At 60.0% G+C, this 23544-nt stretch carries 20 protein-coding genes; 15 read left to right on the top strand and 5 right to left on the bottom strand.

Features of this window, described 5'->3' with window-relative positions; all coding sequences use genetic code 11:
* The first annotated feature begins 5 nt into the window (after window positions 1-5).
* From rpsE to ISN74_RS14310, 11 genes are all read left to right on the top strand, one after another.
* A complete protein-coding gene (gene rpsE / locus ISN74_RS14360; protein WP_188799883.1) occupies window positions 6-515 on the top strand; it encodes a 30S ribosomal protein S5 in 510 nt (169 codons plus the stop codon).
* Window positions 508-696: a 50S ribosomal protein L30 gene (rpmD, locus tag ISN74_RS14355; RefSeq protein ID WP_188799882.1), complete on the top strand. Its 189-nt coding sequence runs from the start codon at window positions 508-510 to the stop codon at window positions 694-696. Before rpsE ends, rpmD begins: the two co-directional genes overlap by 8 nt.
* Before the next feature lie 5 nt (window positions 697-701).
* Complete coding sequence (rplO, locus tag ISN74_RS14350; protein ID WP_188799881.1) at window positions 702-1133, top strand: 50S ribosomal protein L15; 432 nt, start codon at window positions 702-704, stop codon at window positions 1131-1133.
* Between the two features lie 6 nt (window positions 1134-1139).
* Window positions 1140-2462 carry a preprotein translocase subunit SecY gene (gene secY / locus ISN74_RS14345; protein ID WP_188799880.1) on the top strand — a complete coding sequence of 441 codons (1323 nt, stop codon included), beginning with the start codon at window positions 1140-1142 and terminating at the stop codon, window positions 2460-2462.
* A 122-nt stretch (window positions 2463-2584) separates the two neighbouring features.
* On the top strand, window positions 2585-2941 hold the full coding sequence (gene rpsM / locus ISN74_RS14340) for a 30S ribosomal protein S13 (protein WP_188799879.1): 357 nt from the start codon (window positions 2585-2587) through the stop codon (window positions 2939-2941).
* 29 nt (window positions 2942-2970) lie between these two features.
* Window positions 2971-3357, top strand: a complete 387-nt coding sequence (gene rpsK, locus ISN74_RS14335) for a 30S ribosomal protein S11 (RefSeq protein WP_115477094.1) — start codon at window positions 2971-2973, stop codon at window positions 3355-3357.
* Window positions 3358-3368: 11 nt separating this feature from the next.
* On the top strand, window positions 3369-3995 hold the full coding sequence (gene rpsD, locus ISN74_RS14330) for a 30S ribosomal protein S4 (protein WP_188799878.1): 627 nt from the start codon (window positions 3369-3371) through the stop codon (window positions 3993-3995).
* Window positions 3996-4011: 16 nt separating this feature from the next.
* Window positions 4012-5010: a DNA-directed RNA polymerase subunit alpha gene (locus tag ISN74_RS14325; RefSeq protein WP_188799877.1), complete on the top strand. Its 999-nt coding sequence runs from the start codon at window positions 4012-4014 to the stop codon at window positions 5008-5010.
* Window positions 5011-5214: 204 nt separating this feature from the next.
* Window positions 5215-5598 (top strand): 50S ribosomal protein L17, encoded by a 384-nt coding sequence (rplQ, locus tag ISN74_RS14320; protein WP_128899640.1) that lies wholly within the window; start codon window positions 5215-5217, stop codon window positions 5596-5598.
* Between the two features lie 150 nt (window positions 5599-5748).
* Complete coding sequence (locus ISN74_RS14315; RefSeq protein ID WP_188799876.1) at window positions 5749-6261, top strand: disulfide bond formation protein B; 513 nt, start codon at window positions 5749-5751, stop codon at window positions 6259-6261.
* Window positions 6258-7622, top strand: a complete 1365-nt coding sequence (locus ISN74_RS14310; protein ID WP_188799875.1) for a class II 3-deoxy-7-phosphoheptulonate synthase — start codon at window positions 6258-6260, stop codon at window positions 7620-7622. Before ISN74_RS14315 ends, ISN74_RS14310 begins: the two co-directional genes overlap by 4 nt.
* 143 nt (window positions 7623-7765) lie before the next feature.
* Here the strand turns inward: ISN74_RS14310 and ISN74_RS14305 are convergent, their stop codons facing one another.
* Complete coding sequence (locus ISN74_RS14305; RefSeq protein ID WP_188799874.1) at window positions 7766-9379, bottom strand: amidase; 1614 nt, start codon at window positions 9377-9379, stop codon at window positions 7766-7768.
* 113 nt (window positions 9380-9492) lie between these two features.
* Here ISN74_RS14305 and ISN74_RS14300 point away from each other — a divergent pair, with 113 nt between their 5' ends.
* Window positions 9493-10224 carry a c-type cytochrome gene (locus ISN74_RS14300; protein ID WP_425488850.1) on the top strand — a complete coding sequence of 244 codons (732 nt, stop codon included), beginning with the start codon at window positions 9493-9495 and terminating at the stop codon, window positions 10222-10224.
* Window positions 10221-11507 (top strand): cytochrome c, encoded by a 1287-nt coding sequence (locus ISN74_RS14295; RefSeq protein WP_188799873.1) that lies wholly within the window; start codon window positions 10221-10223, stop codon window positions 11505-11507. Before ISN74_RS14300 ends, ISN74_RS14295 begins: the two co-directional genes overlap by 4 nt.
* Window positions 11508-11551: 44 nt before the next feature.
* Here the strand turns inward: ISN74_RS14295 and ISN74_RS14290 are convergent, their stop codons facing one another.
* From ISN74_RS14290 to ISN74_RS14280, 3 genes are all read right to left on the bottom strand, one after another.
* Complete coding sequence (locus tag ISN74_RS14290; RefSeq protein WP_188799872.1) at window positions 11552-12733, bottom strand: efflux RND transporter periplasmic adaptor subunit; 1182 nt, start codon at window positions 12731-12733, stop codon at window positions 11552-11554.
* Between the two features lie 10 nt (window positions 12734-12743).
* The gene (locus ISN74_RS14285; protein WP_188799871.1) at window positions 12744-15923 is read right to left on the bottom strand and encodes an efflux RND transporter permease subunit; all 3180 of its coding nucleotides are present in this window, start codon (window positions 15921-15923) and stop codon (window positions 12744-12746) included.
* Between the two features lie 225 nt (window positions 15924-16148).
* Window positions 16149-16655 carry a mismatch-specific DNA-glycosylase gene (locus ISN74_RS14280; RefSeq protein ID WP_188799870.1) on the bottom strand — a complete coding sequence of 169 codons (507 nt, stop codon included), beginning with the start codon at window positions 16653-16655 and terminating at the stop codon, window positions 16149-16151.
* 167 nt (window positions 16656-16822) lie between these two features.
* Between ISN74_RS14280 and rng the strand changes: the two genes are divergently transcribed.
* Both rng and ISN74_RS14270 read left to right on the top strand, forming a co-directional pair.
* Entirely contained in the window at window positions 16823-18325 is a 1503-nt protein-coding gene (gene rng / locus ISN74_RS14275; RefSeq protein ID WP_188799869.1) for a ribonuclease G, read from the top strand.
* 39 nt (window positions 18326-18364) lie between these two features.
* Window positions 18365-22204 carry a YhdP family protein gene (locus ISN74_RS14270; RefSeq protein ID WP_239004483.1) on the top strand — a complete coding sequence of 1280 codons (3840 nt, stop codon included), beginning with the start codon at window positions 18365-18367 and terminating at the stop codon, window positions 22202-22204.
* 10 nt (window positions 22205-22214) lie between these two features.
* On the opposite strand, the gene ISN74_RS14265 is transcribed toward ISN74_RS14270, so the two are convergent.
* Window positions 22215-23420 carry a sterol desaturase family protein gene (locus ISN74_RS14265; protein WP_188799867.1) on the bottom strand — a complete coding sequence of 402 codons (1206 nt, stop codon included), beginning with the start codon at window positions 23418-23420 and terminating at the stop codon, window positions 22215-22217.
* Between the last annotated feature and the right edge of the window lie 124 nt (window positions 23421-23544).

Raw genomic sequence — 23544 nt, 5'->3', positions numbered from 1 at the left:
AAGATATGTCTTCGACTGATCGTGAAAATTCAGACGGCCTGCTCGAGAAGCTGATTGCCGTCAACCGCGTGGCCAAGACCGTCAAGGGTGGTCGCCAGATGAGCTTCACCGCGTTGACCGTGGTCGGCGACGGCGAGGGCAAGGTTGGCTTTGGTTATGGCAAGGCACGCGAAGTGCCGGTCGCTATCTCCAAGGCCATGGATCGCGCCCGCCGCAATATGGTGAACATCGATCTGAACAACGGTACGCTCTGGTACGCCATCAAGGCCAACCACGGCGCTGCCCGCGTGTTCATGCAGCCGGCCTCTGAAGGTACCGGCGTGATCGCTGGCGGTGCTATGCGCGCCGTGCTTGAAGTGGTCGGTGTCAAGAACGTGCTGGCCAAGGCTGTTGGTTCGCGTAACCCGATCAATCTGGTTCGCGCCACTATCAAGGGCTTGCAGGCCATTGCCTCGCCGAAGCAGATTGCTGCCAAGCGCGGTAAGACCGTGGAAGAGGTGCTGGGCAATGGCTAACAACGATAAGACTGTCCGCGTCCGCCTGGTTAAGGGCCTGCGCGGTGTACAGAGCCGTCATCGTCTGAGCGTCAAGGCGCTTGGCCTGAACAAGCTCAACGACGTCCGTGAATTGAAGGACAGCCCGCAGGTGCGCGGCTTGATCAACACGGTCTACTACCTGGTGCGGGTCGAGGAGTAAGCATCATGCGTCTTAATGACATCAAGCCGGCTGCTGGTTCGCGCAAGACGCGCCTGCGCGTTGGTCGCGGTATCGGCTCGGGCCTGGGCAAGACTGCCGGTCGCGGCCACAAGGGTCAGCACGCCCGTGCCGGCGGCACCCACAAATTTGGTTTCGAAGGCGGTCAGATGCCGCTGCAGCGCCGCCTGCCCAAGGTCGGCTTCCGTTCCAAGAAGAAGGCCGAGAGCCAGGAAGTGTTCCTGTATCAGCTGGCTAACTTGAAGGCGGATGTGATCGACGTGGTGGTGCTGCATCAGGCTGGCCTGATCGACAGCCGCGCCAAGAAGGTCAAGGTTGTCGCCAAGGGCGAGATCGGCCGTGCGGTGAAGTTGTCCGGCGTGCTGGCAACAGCTGGCGCCAAGGCTGCCATCGAGGCAGCCGGCGGCAGCGTGGAGTAATCACACGTGGCCGCAGCCAAGGGCACATCGGTCGGATCGCTCGGCAAGTTGACCGAGCTGCGTCAACGCATCTTCTTCGTGATTGGTGCGTTGATCGTGTACCGCCTCGGCTCGTTCATCCCGGTGCCGGGTGTGAACCCGGACGCGATGGCCAATTTGATTGGCCAGAGCGGCGGCCTGCTGGACATGTTCAACATGTTCTCGGGCGGTTCGCTGGGGCGTTTCTCAGTGTTTGCGTTGGGCGTGGTGCCCTACATCTCGGCATCGATCGTGGTGCAGATGATGGGTTCCGTGATCCCGAGCCTGCAGGCATTGCGCAAAGAAGGGCAGTCTGGTCAGCGTCAGCTGACGATGTACACCCGTATCGGTACGGTCGGCCTGTCGGCCTTCCAGGCCTTCGGTATCGCCATGGCGCTGATGAAGCAGTCCAGTGGCGGCATGCCGGTGGTGTACATGCCCGGGTTTGGTTTTGTGCTGTCCTCGGTGGTGGGTTTGACCGCCGGCTCCATGTTCCTGATGTGGCTGGGTGAGCAGATGACCGAGCGCGGTATCGGCAACGGCATTTCGCTGCTGATTTTCGCGGGTATCGTTGCTGGTCTGCCGGGCGCGGTGGCGCACACGCTGTCCATGTCGGGTAACGGCGAGCTGAGCACGATCAAGCTGGTCATGGTGGTGGCTCTGGTGCTGGCGGTGACGGCGTTTGTGGTGTTCATGGAGCGTGCGCAACGTCGCATCACCGTGAACTATGCACGGCGCTCGGGTGGTCAGCGTTCGTACATGAACCAAACCTCGCATCTGCCGCTCAAGATCAACATGTCAGGTGTGATTCCGCCGATTTTCGCGAACAGTATCCTCATGTTCCCAGCGATGGCGGCGACCTGGGGCAACGCCAGCCACCAGGCCCGCTGGTTGCAGGACGTGGTGCAGGTGCTCACGCCCGGTGAACCGCTGTACGACATTATTTACGCAGTACTGGTGATCACGTTCGCCTTCTTCTATACGGCGATCGTTTTCAACTCGCAGGACACGGCCGATAACCTCAAGCGGTCTGGCGCGCTGATTCCGGGTATCCGCCCGGGTCGCTCGACGGCTGAGTACATCGATTCCGTAATGACCCGTCTGACCGGTGTGGGTGCCCTCTACCTCGTGCTGGTTTGTCTGGTGCCAACGTTCATGCAGAACGCCTGGCATGTCCCGTTCTACTTCGGCGGTACGTCACTGCTGATCGTTGTAGTGGTGGTGATGGATTTTACGGCTCAGGTGCAGGCGCATCTGGTCAGCCACCAGTACGAAGGGTTGCTTAAGAAGGCCAATCTGCGCCGCGGCTGAGGCTGCAGGTGAGGTCGGGGTGGAAAGAGGGCGGCACGAGGTGCCGCAGGGCTTTCCTGACAGTTTGATTAAGGTTAGAATTGCGCGTTTACCGCGCAAGAAAGCATCGGAGAAAGTACATCATGGCGCGCATTGCGGGTGTCAATTTGCCGGTCCAGAAGCATGTCTGGGTTGGCCTGCAGAGCATTTTTGGCATCGGCCGCAGCCGGGCCAAGAAGGTCTGCGAAGCGGCGGGTGTAAACCCGAACGTGCAGATCAAGTCGCTCAGCGAAGGCGAGGTGGAGAAGATCCGCCACGAAATCGCGAAATATGTCGTGGAAGGCGATCTGCGCCGCGAAGTCGGTATGGCCATCAAGCGTTTGATGGACCTGGGTTGCTACCGCGGGCTGCGCCACCGCCGTGGCTTGCCGGTGCGCGGCCAGCGCACGCGTACCAACGCGCGCACCCGTAAGGGTCCGCGCCGCGCGATCAAGAAGTGATCGCTTCTTAAGAGATTTGGATTCCGAACATGGCAAAGCCAGTTAAGACCAAGAAGAAAGTCAAGCGCGTTGTCACCGATGCGGTGGCCCACGTGCAGGCATCCTTCAACAACACCATCGTTACCATCACCGACCGTCAGGGCAATGCGCTGTCCTGGGCGACTGCAGGCGGCGCGGGCTTCCGCGGTTCGCGCAAGTCGACCCCGTTCGCTGCGCAGGTTGCTGCCGAGAAGGCAGGCCGCGCCGCTGGCGATTACGGTGTAAAGACGGTGGAAGTGCGTATCAAGGGCCCAGGCCCGGGCCGTGAATCCGCGGTGCGTTCGCTGAACGCCCTCGGCTACAAGGTTCTGAACATCATCGATGTCACGCCGATTCCGCACAACGGCTGCCGTCCCCCCAAAAAGCGTCGCGTCTAAGGAGCATAACCATGGCACGTTATCGTGGAGCTACCTGCAAACTCGCGCGTCGCGAAGGTTCGGATCTGAGCCTGAAGAGCCCGGCGCGCGCTATCGATTCCAAGTGCAAGCTGGAGAACAAGCCCGGTCAGCATGGCGCCAACAAGCGCGCCCGTATGTCCGACTATGCTGTTCAGCTGCGTGAAAAGCAGAAGGTCAAGCGCATTTACGGTGTGCTTGAGCGTCAGTTCAGCAACTACTACACCAAGGCTTCGACCCTTAAGGGCAATACGGGTGAGAACCTGTTGCGCCTGCTCGAAAGTCGCCTAGACAACGTGGTCTATCGCATGGGTTTCGCGGTCACCCGCGCCCAGGCTCGCCAGTTGGTCTCGCACAAGGGCATCTTGGTCAACGGCAAGAAGGTCAATATCCCGTCCTACCAGGTCCGCCCGGGCGACGAGATTGCTGTGACTGACCGCGCGCGCAGCCAGCTGCGTGTGCAGGAAGCCGGCACTGTGTTCGACACCATGGATTTGCGCCCGCAGTGGGTGGAAGTGGATAGCAAGAAGTTCGCCGGCACGTTCAAGTCGGTGCCGGATCGTGCAGACCTGCCGACCGACATCAACGAAGCGTTGATCGTCGAGCTTTATTCGAAGTAATCAACCGGAGCCCTGCATGGCAGTTTCGTCAACTAGCGTGCTGCGGCCTCGCGGCCTCAGCGTCGAGCAGCTCGGACCGAATCGCGCCAAGGTCGTGGTGGAGCCGCTCGAGCGTGGTTTTGGTCACACCCTGGGTAACGCGCTGCGCCGCGTGTTGCTCTCCTCGATCCCTGGCAGTGCCATCGTCGAGGTTGAAATTGATGGCGTGCTGCACGAGTACACCACTCTTGAAGGCCTGCAGGAGGACGTGATCGAAGTCCTGCTGAACCTCAAGGAGGTGGCCATTCGTCAGCACACAGGTGACGAAGTCACCCTAACCTTGGCCAAGAAGGGCAAGGGCGTGGTTACGGCCGGCGACATCGTCGTCGACCACTCGGTGGAAATCATCAACCCCGAGCACGTGATCTGCCACTTGACCAAGGATATCGCGCTCAACATGCGCCTGAAGGTGCGTCGTGGTGTCGGTTATCAGCCGGCCAGCTCGCGTCAGCATCCTGATGATGAGGCGCGTCCGATCGGTCGTTTGCAGCTCGACGCTTCGTTTGCGCCGGTGTTGCGTGTGGCTTACGAAGTGGATGCGGCTCGTGTGGAGCAGCGTACCAACCTCGATAAGCTGGTGCTGGATATCGAAACCAACGGCACCATCGGTGCGGAAGACGCGGTCCGCAAGGCCGCCGAAATCCTCAACGACCAGTTGTCGGTGTTCGGTGACTTCTCGCGCCGCGAAAGCGCCACGGACAAGGCGGAGAAGGGCGGTTTTGATCCGTTGCTGCTCCGTCCGATCGACGATCTGGAACTCACCGTGCGTTCGGCGAACTGCCTGAAGGCCGAGAGCATCTACTACATCGGCGATCTGGTACAGAAGACCGAAGTGGAGCTGCTCAAGACCCCAAATCTTGGCAAGAAGTCGCTCACGGAAATCAAGGATGTCCTCGGCGTGCGTGGTCTCGCCCTGGGCATGAAGCTGGAAAACTGGCCGCCGCCGGGTTTGTCGCACGGCATGCAGCTGGGCTGATGTAAAGGAGGGCGATCGACTTAGATCGCCCTCAGCTTTGAACAACTTGCTGAAAATGCAGTGCGTTTCCAGCGATCGATAGATGCAGCACATAGAGGCTGCACTCTTATAACAAGGCGTTCTTAGAGCCTTGAATAGCGGGCGACCGCGGGAAGCCAGATCAAATGATCGGCTTTTCATAACAACAGACAAGAGAGTCTCATCATGCGTCATATGAAATCCGGGCGTAAGCTCAACCGTACAAGCAGCCATCGCGAAGCGATGTTCAAGAACATGGCTTCGTCGCTGATCAAGCATGAGCTGATCCGCACGACCCTCCCGAAAGCCAAAGAACTGCGCCGCATTGCCGAGCCGCTGATCACCCTGGCCAAGGTGGATGGCGTTGCCAACCGTCGTCTGGCGTTTGCTCGTCTGCGCGACAAGCAGGCCGTGGGCAAGTTGTTCGTGGAACTCGGCCCGCGTTACCGCGAGCGTCCCGGCGGTTACCTGCGCATCCTCAAGTGCGGCTTCCGCCCGGGCGACAATGCTCCGATGGCATATGTCGAACTGGTGGATCGTCCGCGTACCGAAGCCGTCGACGCCGAGTAATCCATCGGGCGTTTTCTGGACGTCCAAACGCGCAACCCCGACAGGGCGACCTGGCGGGGTTCGTGCTTTTTGGGAAACGGACAAACGGCTGCTGACAGCGCTTCGGCGAGCGGGTAATGTCAGCGTCCCGTCCCCTGACTCCGTCTTGCCATGAATCCCCTCCGCTGGTCCTACCGCGTCAGCTTTCTTGCTGGTTTTTTGATTTGTGTCGCTTTGCTCGGGTTTGCCCTGTTCGCCGAATACCACTGGGGCATGGAGCCTTGTCCGCTGTGTATCTTCCAGCGCGTTGGCTTCATGGTCATGGCAGTGTTTTTCCTGCTCGGTGCGATTCACGGCCCCAAGGCCGGCGGACGCTGGTTTTACACGGGTCTGGTGCTGGCGGGAGCGCTGTTCGGCATCGCCACCGCCGGTCGCCACCTGTGGATCCAGTCGCTGCCTGCGGACCAGATTCCGTCCTGCGGTCCCGGTCTGAACTATATGTTTGATGCCTTCCCGCTGGCCAAGGTGCTGAAACTGGTGTTCACGGGGTCGGGCGAGTGTGCCAAGGTCCAGCCGATCCTGGGTCTGCCGATGCCATTCTGGACCCTGCTGTGGTACATCCTGTTGTCGATATTGGCTATCCGCGCGACCCTGCAGCGTGCCGCGCCGAGGTTGCGTCTATGAATCAAGCCGTCCGTACCGAGCCGCTTCAGAGCTGGACGCCGATGTCCTGGCAGCAGCGCGTGGCGTTGCAGCAGCCGAAGTATGAAGATCAGGCCGAACTGGCCCATGCGATCGCCGAATTGGCGCAGCTGCCTCCGCTTGTCACGTCTTGGGAAGTGCTCGCGTTGAAGCAGGCGCTGGCGGAGGCCCAGGAGGGCAAGCGTTTCCTGCTGCAGGGCGGCGACTGCGCGGAAAGCTTTGCCGACTGCAGCAGCCCGATCATTTCCAACCGCCTCAAGGTATTGCTACAGATGAGCCTCGTGCTGGTGCACGGGCTCAAGAAGCCAGTCTTGCGGGTGGGTCGCTTTGCCGGGCAGTACGCCAAGCCGCGTTCGGCCGACACCGAAACTCGCGACGGCGTGACGCTGCCCAGCTTCCGCGGCGACGTGATCAATGGCCCGGAATTCACGCCCGAAGCGCGGCGCGCTGACCCTCAGCGTCTGATCCGCGCACATGCGCATTCCGCGCTGACGATGAACTTCGTGCGTGCGTTGATCGATGGTGGCTTCGCCGACCTGCATCACCCCGAATACTGGGACTTGGCCTGGGTGGAGCATGCCCCGCTGGCGGCTGAATATCGGCGCATGGTGAAGGGGATCGGCGATTCGCTGCGTTTCATGGAAACGTTGGCCGGACCGATCGCTGGCTTCACTCGCGTGGATTTCTTTACTTCTCACGAGGCTTTGCTGCTGCATTACGAGCAGGCATTGACGCGCCAGGTGCCGCGCCATCGCGGCTGGTTCAATCTGTCGACGCATTTCCCGTGGATCGGTATGCGCACAGCGGCGCTTGATGGAGCGCATGCCGAATATTTCCGCGGTATCCGCAATCCGATTGCCGTGAAGGTGGGACCTTCGGTGACACCTGAGCAATTGCTGCCGCTGATCGAGACGTTGAATCCCGAAGATGAGCCGGGCCGCCTGACCTTGATTCACCGCATGGGTAACGCGCAAATCAGCACGGCGCTACCACCGTTGCTGGAAGCGGTGAAGCGTGAAGGCCGGCGCGTGCTTTGGGTGGCCGATCCGATGCATGGGAATACCGAAAGCACGTCGATCGGTTACAAGACGCGTCGCTTCGACAATATCCGCGGCGAACTCGAGCAGGCTTTCGATATCCACGATGCAGCCGGTACGCGTCTGGGTGGTGTGCATCTGGAACTGACCGGTGAAGATGTCACCGAATGCATGGGTGGTGCCCGCGACTTGAATGAAGCCGATTTGCAACGTGCCTACAAGTCGATGGTGGACCCGCGCTTGAACTATGAGCAGTCGCTGGAATTGGCGATGCTGATCGTGCGCAAGTCAGAGCATGTGAGCTGATGTCGTTTTAACGGGTTGCATGCTTCTTTGTGGCGTTTGCAAATACCTCACCGTCATTCTGGCGATAAGGCCGGAATGACGGTGAGGTGAAACCATTCATCACGCCACGCTGCACGTCCTTACGCGTGTGTCCGATTGAATGCTCAGTTGCCCGTCGCTACCGGCGCATACGAATTGCCATCCACCGTTGCCAAGAACTTCGGCGGTTGCCATGCATGCGTATGTTGTTCAAAACCGTAGGCGATCGAGATCAACGTCGGTTCGCTCCACTTGGTGCCAAAGAAAACAATGCCTACCGGCAAGCCATGCGCCCATCCTGCTGGCACCGTCATCGACGGATAACCCGCGACAGCCGCCGGTTGTGAGGCACCGCCAACGGTTGGATTGCCGCTGACGATGTGATCGCCGAGCACCAGATCCGTCATGTATGCCGGCCCCCAGGAGGGTGAAAGCAGAGCATCCAGATGATTGGTTTGCAGCGCCGCATCAATCCCTTCAGGACCGGAAAATTGCTTTGCCTTGGCCAGCGCATCGGTATACGCCTTGTCGGTAAGCGGTCCTTTGGTTTGGGCCTGTTCGAACAGATCCTGCCCGAACCATGGCATTTCCCGCGCCGCTTCGCGCTTGTTGAACGCAATCAGATCCGCCAGCGTTTTCACTTCGATGCGAGGGCGGTTGGCGAGATAGACGTTGATGTCGTGCTTGAAGTCATACGCCATGACGGTCAATTCGGGATCGCTAAGATCGGCTAAGTGCGGCAGCGTGACGGGATCGACGATGACCGCGCCTTGCGCTTTCATTACGGCAATCGCTTCATCGAGTACGCGATCGGCATTCGGCTCGTTGCCGGCAAGCTGGCGCACGACGCCGATGCGTTTGCCGCGCAGCCCATTGGGATCGAGATAACGCGTGTAATCCGTCGCATGTTTGTCGGCATCAACCGTTGCCGGATCGTGCATGTCGCTGCCTGCCATGGCGGTGAGCAGGATAGCGGCGTCAGTGACAGTGCGCGCCATCGGTCCGGCCGTGTCCTGGTTATGGCTGATCGGGATAATGCCGGCGCGGCTGACCAGGCCGAGCGTTGGTTTGATGCCAACGATGCCGTTCATGGACGCCGGGCAAATGATCGAGCCGTCCGTCTCGGTGCCTACCGCCACCGGTACCAACCCAGCCGCCACGGCTACCGCAGAACCGGAGCTGGAGCCACAGGGATTGCGATCCAGTGCGTACGGATTGCGGGTCTGCCCGCCGCGACCCGTCCAGCCACTGCTGGCATGCGCGGAGCGCATATCTGCCCATTCACTCAGGTTGGCCTTGCCCAGGATCACCGCGCCAGCCAGGCGCAGCCGTGTCACGACGGCGGCGTCTTGCGGCGCCGGTGCACCCATCAGGGCGAGCGAGCCGGCGGTTGTCAAAGTGCGATCGCCGGTATCGATATTGTCTTTGAGAAGGACCGGAATGCCGTAAAGCGGACCATGCGACGCTGTGCGTTTTGCGTCGAGAGCGCTGGCGATTTTTGATGCGTCGGGATTGAGTTGCAGTACCGAACGCAAGGTCGGGCCGGACTGATCGATGCGCCGGATGCGTGTGATGTCGTCCTGCACCAGGGTCTTGCTGCTCAGCTTCCCGGCATCCATGCGTTGCTGCAGCTGGCCGACGGTCAGCCAGGTCACTGCGCCATCGTCCTGTGCGGCCAGCGAGACAAACGGAGAAAAGGCGAGCGCCAACGCGGTGCACAACAGCGACGGACGAAGCATGACGACCTCCGAAAACATCCCAGGAATTATGTGACACGATGCCGCAGCATAACGGGATGGCTCGCGGTTGGCGTGTGCAGCCCGCCTATACTTCGTGCATGAAAACGTCTGCGATGCTCATCCGGCCTTGCCACGTGTTGCGTTGGATCGCGCCGCTTGTACTGCTTCTATGGGGCAGCGCGGCTCTGGCTGATCAGCCATCCATACCCGATACGCTGCAGCAGCGGATCGCAGCCTGCACCACGTGCCATGGCGTGCATGGCGAAGGCTCGCCTGGCAGCGGATTCTTTCCGCGCCTGGCCGGCAAACCTGCAGGCTACCTTGCGCTGCAACTGCAGAATTTCCAGCGCGGGCTACGCAAATACGCGCCGATGGAATACACCGTGCGCCAGCTCAGCCCCGCTTATATGCGTGAGATCGCGGAGTACTTCGCTTCCCAGCAGGTGCCTTATCAGCATAAACCGGTGCCCGATCTCCCGTCGTCCGTGCTGCAGCGCGGCGAGCAATTGGCCACGGTGGGTGATCCCACGCTCAAGGTGCCGCCATGCCAGGCATGCCACGGCAAAACCTTGACCGGAACCGAGCCCTCCGTGCCTGGATTGGTGGGCTTGCCTTATGACTACATAAGTTCCCAGCTCGGTTCCTGGCGAACCGGTACGCGCGCATCCGCTGCACCCGATTGCATGAGCGACATTGCCAATCGTCTGCAACCGGCGGATATAACGGCGATAGCAGCGTGGCTGGCCAGCAAGGAAGTCCCGTCGGATACGCATGCTCAGCCGGCAGGTTCGATCACGCCGCCTTTGCGTTGCGGTGTGCTCGAAGGGCGGGGAGGTGGAGCATGAAGCGCCTGCGCTTGCTCTGGATTCCCATCGTGCTGCTTGTAGTCGTGTTCGCGGTGCACTGGTCGCGGACACATAGGCAGCTCGCAACAGCGGCGGAAGATCCGGTTATTGCGTCGATGTTGAAAGATCCTGCCGTCATCGCAAAAGGGCGCTATCTCACTGTCGCCGGTGATTGCATGTCCTGCCACACCGCGCAGGGCGGCGAGCTCTATGCAGGTGGTCGCATGCTGCCGACACCGTTCGGCAACATCCCGGCGCCGAACATCACGCCCGATGCGGAGACCGGCCTCGGCAACTGGACGTTCAACGATTTCTGGCATGCCTTGCACAACGGCATCGGTCGCAACGGTGAGCCGCTCTATCCGGCGTTTTCATATACCTCGTTCACCAAAGTCACGCGCGATGACGCCATAGCCATGTTCGCGTATCTGCGCTCACTGCCAGTGGTTCGTCGGACGAATAAGCCGCTGGAACTACGTTTTCCTTACAACAAGCGCAGCGCGCTCACCGCGTGGCGCGTGATGTATTTCAAGATGGGGGAGTATCGTCCCGACACTTCGCGGTCCGCCTCGTGGAACCGTGGTGCGTATCTGGTGCAGGGGCTTGTCCATTGCAACGAATGCCATGCCGTGCGCGATGCGTGGGGTGGCCAGGATGCCAAGGTCACTTTGTTGGGCGGACGCATACCCGAACAGGATTGGTATGCACCGGATCTGAGCGCACAGGCCCATGGTGGATTACAGGGCTGGAGCAGGCAGGACATCGTTGATGTACTTAAGACCGGCCAAGCATCGAAGGGTGCCGCGGTGGGGCCGATGGCTGACGTGGTGGCAGGCAGCACGCAATACCTGCACGACGACGACCTGCAGGCGATGGCCGACTACCTGCTCTCACTACCCGCACGCGCAGCGCCCGTACCGGTGCCGGCCAGTTTCGACAGCCAGGCACTGGTCGATCGTGGCAGCGCGGTGTATGCGGAACGCTGCGCGAATTGCCATGGCAAGGATGGCGCAGGGGTCTCTGGCGTCTATCCGCCGCTCGACGATAACGCGACGGTGGTGGAGCCGACCGGCATCAATGCTGTACGCGTAGTGCTGCTGGGTGGATTTCCGCCGGTGACAGCCGGAAATCCACGGCCTTATTCCATGCCGCCTTACGCGCAGCAGTTAAGTGATGCGGATGTGGCAGCTGTCGTCACTTACATCCGACAAGCCTGGTCGAACCACGCTTCAGCGGTGCAGGAACGCGACGTTGCTACGCACCGGCACACACCGATTGACTGAGCCTGGTTACTGCCCTGTGTGACAGCTTTTGTCGGTGATGATGATTACTGCAGGCGCTGCTTCTGCGCCTGAGTCAGCTCGGCGATACTCACCTGTTGCCCTTCAGACAGTGAATCGGGCGGGTTGATCACGATGCGATCCTGATCGGCCAGTCCCTCAATGACTTCCACCGTGTTGCCGAAATCGCGGCCAAGCGTCACCGGTTGCAGGTGGATGTGCTGCGTATCGTCGACCAGCGCAACGCGTAGACCCTCACTGCGGAACAGCAATGTGTTCGCCGGAACGATGTAGTTTTTCGTCGTCGTGGATACGGCCAGTTTGACGTTGGCATAAACGCCCGGGACCATTTCCTGTGCACTGTTGTCTACATCGATTTCCGTACGCAACGTGCGCGTGTTCGGATCAAGTGCATCGGCAGTGCGAGCGACCGTGCCGGTGATGGGTTTGGCGCCATATGTATTGAGGCCCACTTCTGCAGGCATGCCGACCTTTATGCTGGCTGCGTAGGTTTCCGGCACATCCACATATACACGCAGCTTGCTGGTATCGGCAATCACAAACATGTTGGCTCCGGTGGAGCCTGCGTCCACCAACGCACCGATGTCCAGATTGCGCTGCGTGATCACGCCATCGAACGGCGCGACGATGTATTTGAAATCTTCCAGATTCTGAAGATGCGCAACATTGGCCTCGTCCGCTTCGACGGTCGCGACATCGGCCTTGTATTGCGCGTCGTACTGGTCGCCGGTTTGCGCCGCGACCAAGCCCTGTTTGACGAGCTTGTCGTAACGGTCCGCCGTGATCTTGGCGAAGTTCATGTTGGCGATGTCGGTGCGCATTTGGGCCTTGCCCTGCAGCAGTTGGTTATCGACATCAGGCGTGTCCAGATCGGCCAGTTTCTGGCTTTTCTTTACGCGGGCGCCGATATCGACGTACCACTTGGCGACGTAGCCGGTCGTGCGCGCATAGATCTGCGCGTCCTGCCAGGACGCAACCGTGCCGGGCAGGGTGAGCGCCTGGTCCTTGGGCGCTGGCTTGGGCATCATCGTGGCCACGGTGGCTACGGCGTTGCGATCGGTTTCCTCGGTCAGATCGTGGCGGGCATGCAAGCGCCTGACGATACCGAATGCGGCCAGCCCGATCAGCACCACCCCAAGACCGATCAGGACGAGCCGCGCGCCATGTGAAGGTTGGCCGGGACGATGCGAAACATTTGCACTGGACATGTTCGTGCTCTCACGCGGTCGCTGCATGACGGTCAGCCTTGTGGCTGCGATGCATCAAGCTGAAGAAGGTAGGTACGAAGAACAGAGTGGCAGCGGTCGCCAGCAGCAGGCCACCGATCACGGCGCGGCCCAGCGGCGCGTTCTGCTCGCCGCCTTCGCCGAGGCCAAGCGCCATGGGCACCATACCGATGATCATGGCGAGTGCGGTCATCAACACGGGACGGAAACGCTGGAAGCCGGCCTCGATCGCAGCGCGAACCGGATCGTCATGATGCGCCAGCCGTTCACGTGCGAAGCTGATCACCAGAATCGAGTTGGCCGTGGCCACGCCCATACACATGATCGCGCCCATCAGTGCCGGCACCGACAGCGGCGTGCCGGTGAGGAACAGCATCCACACCAGTCCGGCCAGTGCTGCCGGCAGGGCCGCAATGATGATCAGCGGATCCAGCCAGCTCTGGAAGTTCACGACGATCAGCAGATACACCAGCAGGATCGCGAACAGCAAACCACCCAGCAATCCCTTGTAGGACGCTTGCATGGTCTGAACCTGACCGCGGATGTCGATATTCACGTCGCGCGGGAGATGTTTGGAATGTTCATCCACGATCTTCTGCACGTCGCGCGCGACACTGCCCAGATCCGTCTTATCGACGGAGCCGAACAAGTCCATGGTGGGACGCGTGCTGTAATGCGTCATCACAGCTGGCCCATCGCTGCGCGAGAAGCTCGCCAGGTTTTCCAGGATCTGGCTTGCCGCGCCACCGCTCGAGCTGCTGCTGGCAACGCTGCTGGTGCTGGTGATGGGCAGATTCTTCAGTTCCTGCAAGGTATCGATGCGGTATTGCGGCGCTTGTGTGGCAATGCTGTAGCTGATGCCGGTGCGCGGATCGACCCAGAAGGTGGGATTGACCTGTGTGGAACCCGCCAGCGCGGTAAGCAGGTTGCTGGCGACGTCGTTGGTGGTTAACCCAACCAGACTGGCGCGGGTGCGATCCACATTCACATTGATCTGCGGCAGGTTGAGCGCCTGCTGGATGCGAAGATCCACCAGTCCCGGCACGTTCAACAGATCGCCGTAAAGCTCCTTGGCGACCTTGGCCGATGCATTGGGATCATGGCTGGATACCTGCACGTCGATCGGCGCGGGTGCGCCGAAATTCAGGATCTGGCCGACGATGTCCGCGGGCAGGAACGAAAACACCACGCTGGGGTATTTCTGCCGTAGCTGAGCGCGGAGGCTGCGTACGTAATCGATGGTTGGATGATGATCTTCGTTGAGCGTCACGAAGATATCGCCGTCGGAAGTGCCGATCACACCGGTATTGCTGTAAGACAAATTGATACCGCTGTACGGCAGGCCGAGCGTGTCGACGATACTGGACAGTTCCTGCTTGGGAATGGTCTGGTGGATCACGTCCTCGATGCCGTCTGCCAGTCGCGCAGTTTCTTCGATACGCAAACCGGTCGGTGCGCGGAAATGCAGCTTGATCTGACCGCCATCGACATAAGGGAAGAAGTCGCGTCCAAGCCACGGCACCAGCAGCGCGATGGACAGCGCGCAGCTGGCGAAGAACAGAATGGCGAACAAGCCACGATGACGCTCGGTGGTTTCCAGCGCACCGCGATAACCATTACGCATGCGCTCGAAGCGCTTTTCGAAACCACGCTGGAAATGGCCAAACGGGCCGCTCGGCTGCGCGTCGTGTTCATGCTTCTTCAGCCAGTACAGCGACAGTGTCGGCACCAGCGTTCGGGACAGCACGTAGGAGGCCATCATCGCGAACACCACTGCTTCGGCCAGTGGCGCGAACAGGTATTTGGCAACGCCGCCGAGGAAGAAGATCGGTACGAACACGATACAGATCGACAAGGTCGATACGAAGGCTGGCACGGCGATCTGGTGCGCACCTTCCATGATCGCGTCGTACACCTCCTTGCCTTCTTCCAGATGCGAATTGATGTTCTCGATGGTCACCGTCGCATCGTCGACCAAGATACCGACGGCGAGCGCCAGACCGCCGAGGGTCATGATGTTGATCGTTTCGCCCAACGCCGACAGCGAAATGATCGACGCAAGAATCGACAACGGAATCGAGATGGCGATGATCAAGGTCGAACGCCACGATCCCAGGAACAGCAGAATCATCATGCCTGTGAGGCTGGCGGCGATCACACCCTCGCGGATCACGCCCGAGATCGCCGCGCGCACGAACAGCGACTGATCGGACAGCGAATGGATCTCCAGGTTTTGCGGAATGGCTGCACGGATCGCCGGCAGCATGCCTTGGAGGCTGTCTACGATATCGAGTGTTGAAGCGTCACCAATTTTCAGGATCGACATCAGTACGGCACGTTGGCCGTTCACGCGCACGATGTTGGTTTGAGGCGGCGAACCGTCGTGCACATGCGCCACGTCGCGGATATAGGTGGTGATGCCGTTGACGGTCTTGATCGGCGCGTTGTTGAGCTCATCGATCTGCTGCGGACTGCCGTTCAACACCACGCTGTATTCGGTATCGCCGATTTTCTCCGTGCCGGCAGGCAGAATCAGGTTCTGATTGCCGATGGCGGTGACAACGTCGCTTGGCGACAAGCCATGCGCCAGCAAGGCTTGCGGATTGATGTCCACCTGAACCTGACGCTGCTTGCCACCGTAGGGATAGGGTGTCGCTGCGCCACGCACAGACGTCACGAAGGTACGCACGATCTGGTTGGCATCGTCGAAGATCGTGGTCTCCGACAGTTCCTTCGACGACAACGCAAACTGCAGTACCGGCACGGTCGAGGCGTTGTAGACCAGAACCAATGGCGGCGTGACACCTTGCGGCATCGACTTCAACACTGTTTGCGAAATGGCCGTGACTTGCGCCACCGCCATATCAACCTTCACGTTCGGCTGGAAGAACACCTTCACCAGGCCGACGCCGTTGAGCGATTGTGTTTCGGTATGTTCGACGTCGTTTACCGTGGTGGTGAGCGAGCGCTCGAAACCAGTCACGATGCGATTGTTCATGTCTTGGGCAGGCAGCCCCGTGTACTGCCACACCACCGAGACCACCGGGATATCGATGTTCGGGAAGATGTCGGTCGGCGTGCGAAGAATCGCCAGCGGACCCAGGATCAATAACAGCAGCGCGAGAACGATGAAGGTGAGCGGTCGCTCAAGCGCAATTTTGACGATCCACATAACCGATGTTTTCCATCAGCCTGGGAGACGGTGGGCCGTCACGAGAGGCTGACATAGAGGTTGCCGGGAAGATACTAGCCTAGACAATTTTCGTGACGGCAACCATATGCCGGAGGCAATGCGTTTTTTCGCATGGAATTGCGTTTTTCCTGCGTTATCGCAGCATCAACGGCCTCGTTCACTGCGCTTCGAATAGACCTGTAACCCATCCCGGGGTAGGCAAGGTTATCTGGAAGTCACCGACATGTGCTCGGCTAGCATCCGCCATGGCGTGATATTCCAGTGGCCGCGTGCCTGCCCAGAGGGCGAGGGCAACACAAACACGTCAGTGCGCCCCATTCGGTGAGGCTGCAGCCCGTAGGCCACTGCGGTGCCCAAGGCTGCGCGTGCCGCATTCTTGCTGGTGAACGCCAGGGCGCCCGGTGCGTAGTGCTCGATCTTGCTGAGCAGGCCGGGAACGTCAAAGGCATCTGCTGGCAGTTCATCGTCATTCCCGACATGGCGCTTGGCCAGATCGGTAAGGCCGATCCCGAATTGTGGTAGCAGGGGAAACTCCTGCGGCGTCAGCAGTCGCGGCGTCAGGCCGCTTTGGAACAGGGCTCGCCAGAACATGTTGCCCGGGTGCGCGTAGTAGGCGCCTTCCGCTGCGGATCGTTTGCCTGCGGCGGTTCCACAGAACACCAGGCGCAGGCCGGGCTGCAGTATGTCGGGCAGGATCGAAGGCCGGGTCATCGGTGTCGCGTGGGGCGGGGAGTCGGTTCCTGCACTTTACCGAACGCGGGAGTACAGGAGGAGCTGTGCGGTGTGCATCGACAGCTCTTGCATGCAGCCGCTATAAAGAACGGCATTGGGATGCACCGGCTGATCGCCGGGGTATCCCCAGACCTTCGGGGAAGTCGGTGAGCGAAGAAATCCTGATTAATATGACCCCGCGCGAGACTCGGGTCGGCGTGGTGGAGAACGGCATGCTGCAGGAACTGCATGTCGAACGAACGTCCCGACGGGGCTACGTGGGCAATGTCTACAAGGGGCGGGTGCAGCGGGTCATGCCCGGCATGCAGGCGGTCTTCGTGGATATCGGCCTGGAGCGCGCGGCTTTCCTGCACGCCTCGGACATCGTCCGGCCGCCGCTGCCGGAGGGCGCCGAGATGCCTTCGGCCGGAGGCGGTAATGGCAACGGCAACGGTAATGGCCACGTGCCCTCCATCAGCGAACTGGTGCACGAGGGGCAGGAGATCGTGGTGCAGGTCGTCAAAGATCCGATCGGTACCAAGGGCGCCCGGCTTTCGACCCACTTGTCGATCCCTTCACGTTATCTGGTGCTGCTGCCGCATGCCCGCACGCTCGGCATTTCCACCCGTATCGAAGACGAGGCCGAGCGTCAGCGCCTGAAGGACGTGTTGACCCCGCTGATTGGCGAGACCCCGTTGGGCTACATCGTGCGCACCAACGCGGAAGGACAATCCGCCGAGTCGTTGGCGTTCGACGTCACGTACCTGGGCAAGGTGTGGCGCGTGGTGCAGGAAAACATTGCCAAAGCCAAGGTCGGCGAGCGCGTCTACGAGGAACTTTCACTGCCCTTGCGCGCACTACGTGATCTATTGAACGACGATATCGAGAAGGTGCGCGTAGATTCGCGCGAAACCTTCGAGAAGGTGGCCAAGTTCGTGCATAAGTTCATGCCGAGTCTGGACGACCGCGTAGAACATTACGCGGGTGAACGGCCGATCTTCGACCTGTACGGCGTCGAGGACGAAATCCAGCGTGCGCTGCGCAAGGAAGTGCCACTCAAGTCCGGTGGCTACCTGATCGTCGACCAGACTGAGGCGATGACCACCATCGATGTCAATACCGGCGGCTACCTCGGTACACGCAATCTCGAGGAAACCGTTTACCGGACCAATCTGGAGGCGGCGCAGGCCGCGTCCCGGCAGCTTCGTCTACGCAATCTTGGCGGCATCATCATCATTGACTTCATCGACATGACTGACGAAGAGCACAAGCGCCAAGTCATTCGCATGCTCGAAAAGGGCCTGAGCCGCGATCACGCCAAGACCACCGTTTATCCGATGTCGCAGCTCGGCCTGGTCGAGATGACCCGCAAGCGCACCACCGAAAGCCTGGAGCGTCAGCTATGCGAACCGTGCCCCGCGTGCATGGGGCGCGGCACGGTGAAGACGGCAGAGACGGTTACCTACGAAATTTTCCGTGAGATCACCCGCGCCGTACGCCAGTTCAATGCGCAAAAATTGCTCGTCATGGCCAGCCCCAAGGTGGTCAGCCGGATCCTCGAGGAAGAATCGACAGCGGTCGCCGAATTGGAGGAATTCATCTCCAAAAGCATACGCTTTCAAGCCGAGGAGCATTATTCGCAGGAGCAGTTCGATGTTGTACTCCTCTAAAGAAACGGGCGTTTGGTGAGCATTCGGTGGCAATCGTGGGTGCACCGCATAGCGCGTGCTGTTGGCTGGGTGCTCGGCGTACTGGTGATTACGCTTGCGCTTACCGCCGCGCTGGCGCAGGTGCTGTTGCCGTTGCTGGCCCGGCACCCGCGATGGGTGGCGGCGGAAATCAGCAACAAGTTCCAGCGCCAGGTGAGCTTCGCCTCGCTGGAGGGGCGCTGGGAGCCTTCCGGTCCGCGTTTCATCATGCACGACTTCGCGGTAGCGCAAGAAGGCGGTGGTGCTCCGCTGCACGTGCCAGAGGTCGATCTCAAACTGGACTTCGGTGGCTGGCTGTTTCCGTCCCGGCATCTGGTGAATCTGGAGGCGCGTGGGCTCGAACTTGACCTAAGCCATGATGCAGACGGCAGCTGGCACATCAATGGCTTTGGCGTGGTGGGTGGATCCACGCGTCAAAACGTTTCGTTTGGGCGTCTTTCCGTCGAGTTATGGCTGGACGATTTGCGCGTGGATATCAACGATGCGCGGCTCAACCAGCAATACACCTTGCTTGCGGATCAATTGCGCATCACCCATCAGGGCAACCATATCCACGTAGGCGCTCGCTTGCATCGGTTGGGTGCAACCGGTGAATTGCAGGCGGCAGGACGATTCCGCGACGACGGCGCCAGCGGCCAATTCTGGTTCGCGACGCATAATGCGGATCTGCACGCCATGCTCGCCGGTGTCGATCTCGGCGGCTATGTGGTCGACAGCGGTAACGGCAATCTTGCGGCGTGGATGGATTGGCGGCAAGGCAAGATCGTGCGTGATCTGTTTCAGTTCGATTTGCATGGTCTGGCCGTCACCAATCCCTCGGGCGTGAAAGTCAGCGTGCCGGAGTGGAGCGGTATTGCTGAGCTGGCCGCCAATGACAAGGGTTATGCCGCGCGCTGGGCAGGTAACGACGGCAGCGCGCTGCTGGCGAAACTGGATCAATTCGGCACGCCGCAAGCAACGCTTGATGTCAACGCCAACAATCTGCAACTTGCTCCGCTTGTGCCGTGGCTGGGCCTGAAGCCGGGATTGTCGCCGGCTGTCGCGCAATGGCTAGCTGCAGGTCAGCCGCATGGCCACGTGCAGCACGCGGTTGTGCATTGGAGTGCGGCGTCTGGGCTGAAGCAGCTCGAAGGCACGTTTGATCATCTGGGCATCAACTCAGTCGGCAAGTTGCCCGGCGTTGATTCGCTGCATGGCGAAGTGCGGGGCGATGCCGAAGCAGTTTCGCTCGAATTGCCCGCGCAAGCAGCGTCGATCAACCTCGCGCATACATTCCGTGAGCCATTCGTGCTGAGCAACCTGGCTGGCGATTTCGCTTTCTGGAGCGACCAGGATGGTACACATATCGGCATTGCCAACCTGGATTTCGAAGGCCAGGGCTACGGCGGCAATGCGCAAGGCGACATCCAGTTGCCCAGCGAAGGCGGACGTCCATTCATGGATCTGTATGCGGTCCTGACGCACGCCGATCTCGCGTCCGCGAAACTGTTCTGGCCGGTCGATTCCATGCCGCCACCCGCCGTGGCGTGGCTGGACCAGGCATTTGTTGCCGGCAAACTCGACAAGGCCGATGTGCTGATTCGCGGTAGTCTCGCCAACTGGCCGTTCCATCACAACGAAGGCCGCTTCGAAGCGCGTGCGGAGATCGATGATCTTTCACTCAGCTACGGCAAGAGCTGGCCGGTTGCCGAACATATCCAGGGCGTCGCCAGCTTCATCGATGCCGGCCTGCTGGTACAGGCAAACAGTGGTGATTCGCTGGGCGTGAAAGTAAGCAATGCGGTCGCGGTGATTCCCGAGCTGGCGCATACCACGCTTGATCTCAATGTCAGCGGTGGCGGCAATGCGGCGGATTTGCTCAATTTCGTTGCCAAGAGCCCAATCGCAGATAAGCATGCCGACGTGCTGGCCAAGTTGCAGCTCGGCGGCACCGGCAGTTTCGATTTCCATCTGTCGCTGCCGACGCACGATATGCAACACACCTTCCTGCTCGACGGCAATGCGCAGTTAAAGGATGTCGATCTCAATGCATCGGAATGGAACCTGCAGCTGAGCAAGCTCAACGGTCCGGCGACATTCGATGGGCACGGTTTTCACGCGGGGCCGCTGGCGGGTGGATTCCGTGGTGAACCTTCCCAGCTTGATCTCGCCATTGCGCAGGCGACAGGTGACCCGAACACCGTGCTCGCGGCTACCGTGACAGGCAATTACACCGTTCCGGAATTGCTGCAGGGATATCCGGAGCTGAAATGGTTGGGCGATATCGCGAACGGACGCAGTCAGTTCACGATCGGCTATCAGATCGCACACGCCAGCGACGGTGGTACCGATGTGCAAACGCTCAGCATCGATTCGCCGATGTCGGGTGTGGCGCTGAATTTCCCGGTGCCGCTGAACAAAAGCGCCGACAGCACCATGCCTATGCACATCACGATGGCGTTGCCGACGGCGGGCAGCACGTTGCAGATCGCGCTGGGGTCGATCATGCGCGGGCGTTTGCGCTTGCCCGCAGGCAACCAGTCACCGCTTGCAGCGACCTTTGCGTTCGGTGATCAGATGCCGGACACCCTTCCAACGCAAGGCATGCGCATTCGCGGTGATGCGCCGGAACTGGATGTGACCGGTTGGGTCAAACAATCGATCGGCGGCAGCACGGCCAATAATGGCCTGAGCCTGGAAACCATCGATGTGAGCACGGCGCATGCCGAGATGTTCGGACGCGATTTCGACCAGATGCATATCACCGCGGCGCCAAAGGCCGACACGCTCGAGCTCGATGTCGATAGCAAATCCGCGGCGGGGCACTTCAGCGTGCCAACCAAGGATTTGAACAAGCGTGGTATTACGGCGCGTCTGCAGCGCATGTACTGGCCCAAAGAGCCCACCGCGCCTCCCAAGAAATCGGGTGCTGCGCCAACACCGGTCATCGATCCTGCCAATACCGGTATCGACCCCACGGCCATGCCACCGCAACATATCTGGGTGCACGACCTGCGATTGGGTGATACCAAGCTTGGCGAAGCGCGCCTGGAGACATGGCCGACACCGACCGGCATGCATATCGATCAACTGTCGACCCAAGCCAGAAGCGTGCAGATCAATGCGAGTGGCGACTGGAATGGGAATGCGAGCAAGAGCAGCACGCATCTGCGTGTCGACTTCAGCGCGAACAACATTGGCGACATGCTCACCACCTTCGGTTACGAAGGGCTGTTCGAAGGCGGCAAGACACAGGCGGACCTCAATGCCACCTGGCCGGGTGGCCCATGGTCGTTCGAGCTTGGCAACATGGACGGTGATCTCAAGGTGAATGTCACCAACGGGCGCATCCCCAAGGCATCGCCAGGCGTCACCGGGCGCTTCTTCGGTCTTGCCTCCGTTGCGGAATTTCCGCGCCGTCTTTCACTGGATTTCGGCGACGTATTCGGCAAGGGCTTCGGCTTCGACGCCATCACTGGCGACTTCAAGTTGAAGGATGGCAATGCGTCCACCGACAACGTGAAGATCAAAGGGCCGGCAGCGGATATCACCATTACCGGACGTACCGGATTGCGTGCCAAGGATTACGACCAGCAGGTGGTTGTTCTGCCGCATGTAGGCAGCAGCTTGCCGATAGTTGGCGCGGTGATCGGTGGCCCGATCGGTGTGGCGGCCGGGCTGGCGGTACAAGGTGTGCTGGGCAGAGGGTTAAGCCACGTCGCCACCCAGCGCTACCACATCGGCGGAACCTGGGATAAGCCGGTAATTACCTCGGGTGGTTCTTCACCGGCTTCCGCATCGCAGCCCGCTTCTGCCGCTTCTGTCGCGGCACCGGCGTCCAGCAGCACCAGCGGGCCTTGATCCCGGCGTATCACGGGTCCGTGGTGGTGGGTTTGCTGCTGCCACGGAAGGGAAAGAGCTGCTGCCGGATGAATCCATCGGGCATGTAATCGCCGACGACACCGTATTTTTCCGGGAATTTGTTCTTCGATTTCACGGCCGTGCCGAACAGGTAATCGAGAAAGGCGTAGTGCGCGGCGTAGTTCCGATCGATCGCTTCGTCATCGGACGCGTGGTGCCAATGATGAAAGTTAGGTGTCACGATCAGGTACTTCAGCGGCCCCCAAGGCAAATGAACGTTCGCATGATTAAAGACAGCCTGAAAGCCCACCACGATGATATAGGCACTCATGACGCCTTCGCTGAATCCGAGGACGTAAATCGGCGCTAATACGCACACGCGCGTGGCGATCAACTCAAGCATGTGCTGACGCGAGCCTGCCAGCCAGTCCATGGTCTTTACGCTGTGATGTACAGCATGGAAGCGCCATAGATAACGTACTTCGTGATAGGCGCGGTGCGTCCAATACTGCGCAAGATCCGCGACGAGAATGCAGAGCAGGAGCTGCGGCACGAAAGGTATGGCTTGTACGTGTTGTTGCAATGTGCCGTTGAGCAAATGGCCGAACAGATGATGCAGTAAAAAGTTGACGATCAGCAGCACCAGCCCAACGATGAAATGATTGATCGCGAAGTGCTTCATGTCCGTTTGCCATTCTTTGCGGAAAACGGTTTGCCCTTTGTAGAGCGGAAACAATTTCTCGATCACCACAAAAATCAACGTGGATACCAAAAGATCCAGGATGAACCAGTCCAGCCCGATATAAGGGGTGTGATCGGGAAAGTTGCCGACCGGCACGCGCGAACCACCCAATGCGGTAGCCAGTAGTACGAGAGCAAACGCCACGATGCTGATTTCGCGTCGACGGCCCAGGATGACGTTGCTCAAGGACAAGCCGCCAGCCACCAACAGGCCGGCCAGCAGGAGTTGTCGCAAGACGTCGACGGAGTACTTATGCCGAAGATCCGGTGTAGTGAGGTACTGCGGAAAGTGAAAAGCCAGTACGGCGAGCAGGCACAGGAAGCCAAGCGCTAATGCGATGACGCCGCTGACCGTACCTTGGCCTGGCTTTAGCTGGCCGTCGCGATGCAGTAGTTCCCGGGTTTCGTGAACCGGACTTTTGACGGTGCGATCAATGATTTTTTCTAACAAATCCGATTTTGGCGTGTCTGCCATGACCTTCCTTCCTTGAGATTTCCACGGGCAACCACCCGCGCCAGACCGTATCCTAGCGACATCATCGATAGGGCGGTACTTGGGTTTAAACTGCCTTGTCAGCCCCCACTATTCCTCTCACTCC

This window comes from Dyella caseinilytica (genome assembly GCF_016865235.1).
GTDB lineage: Bacteria > Pseudomonadota > Gammaproteobacteria > Xanthomonadales > Rhodanobacteraceae > Dyella_B > Dyella_B caseinilytica.
Note: the sequence above shows the minus strand (reverse complement) of the source record. Positions and strands in the feature narration are given on the sequence as shown.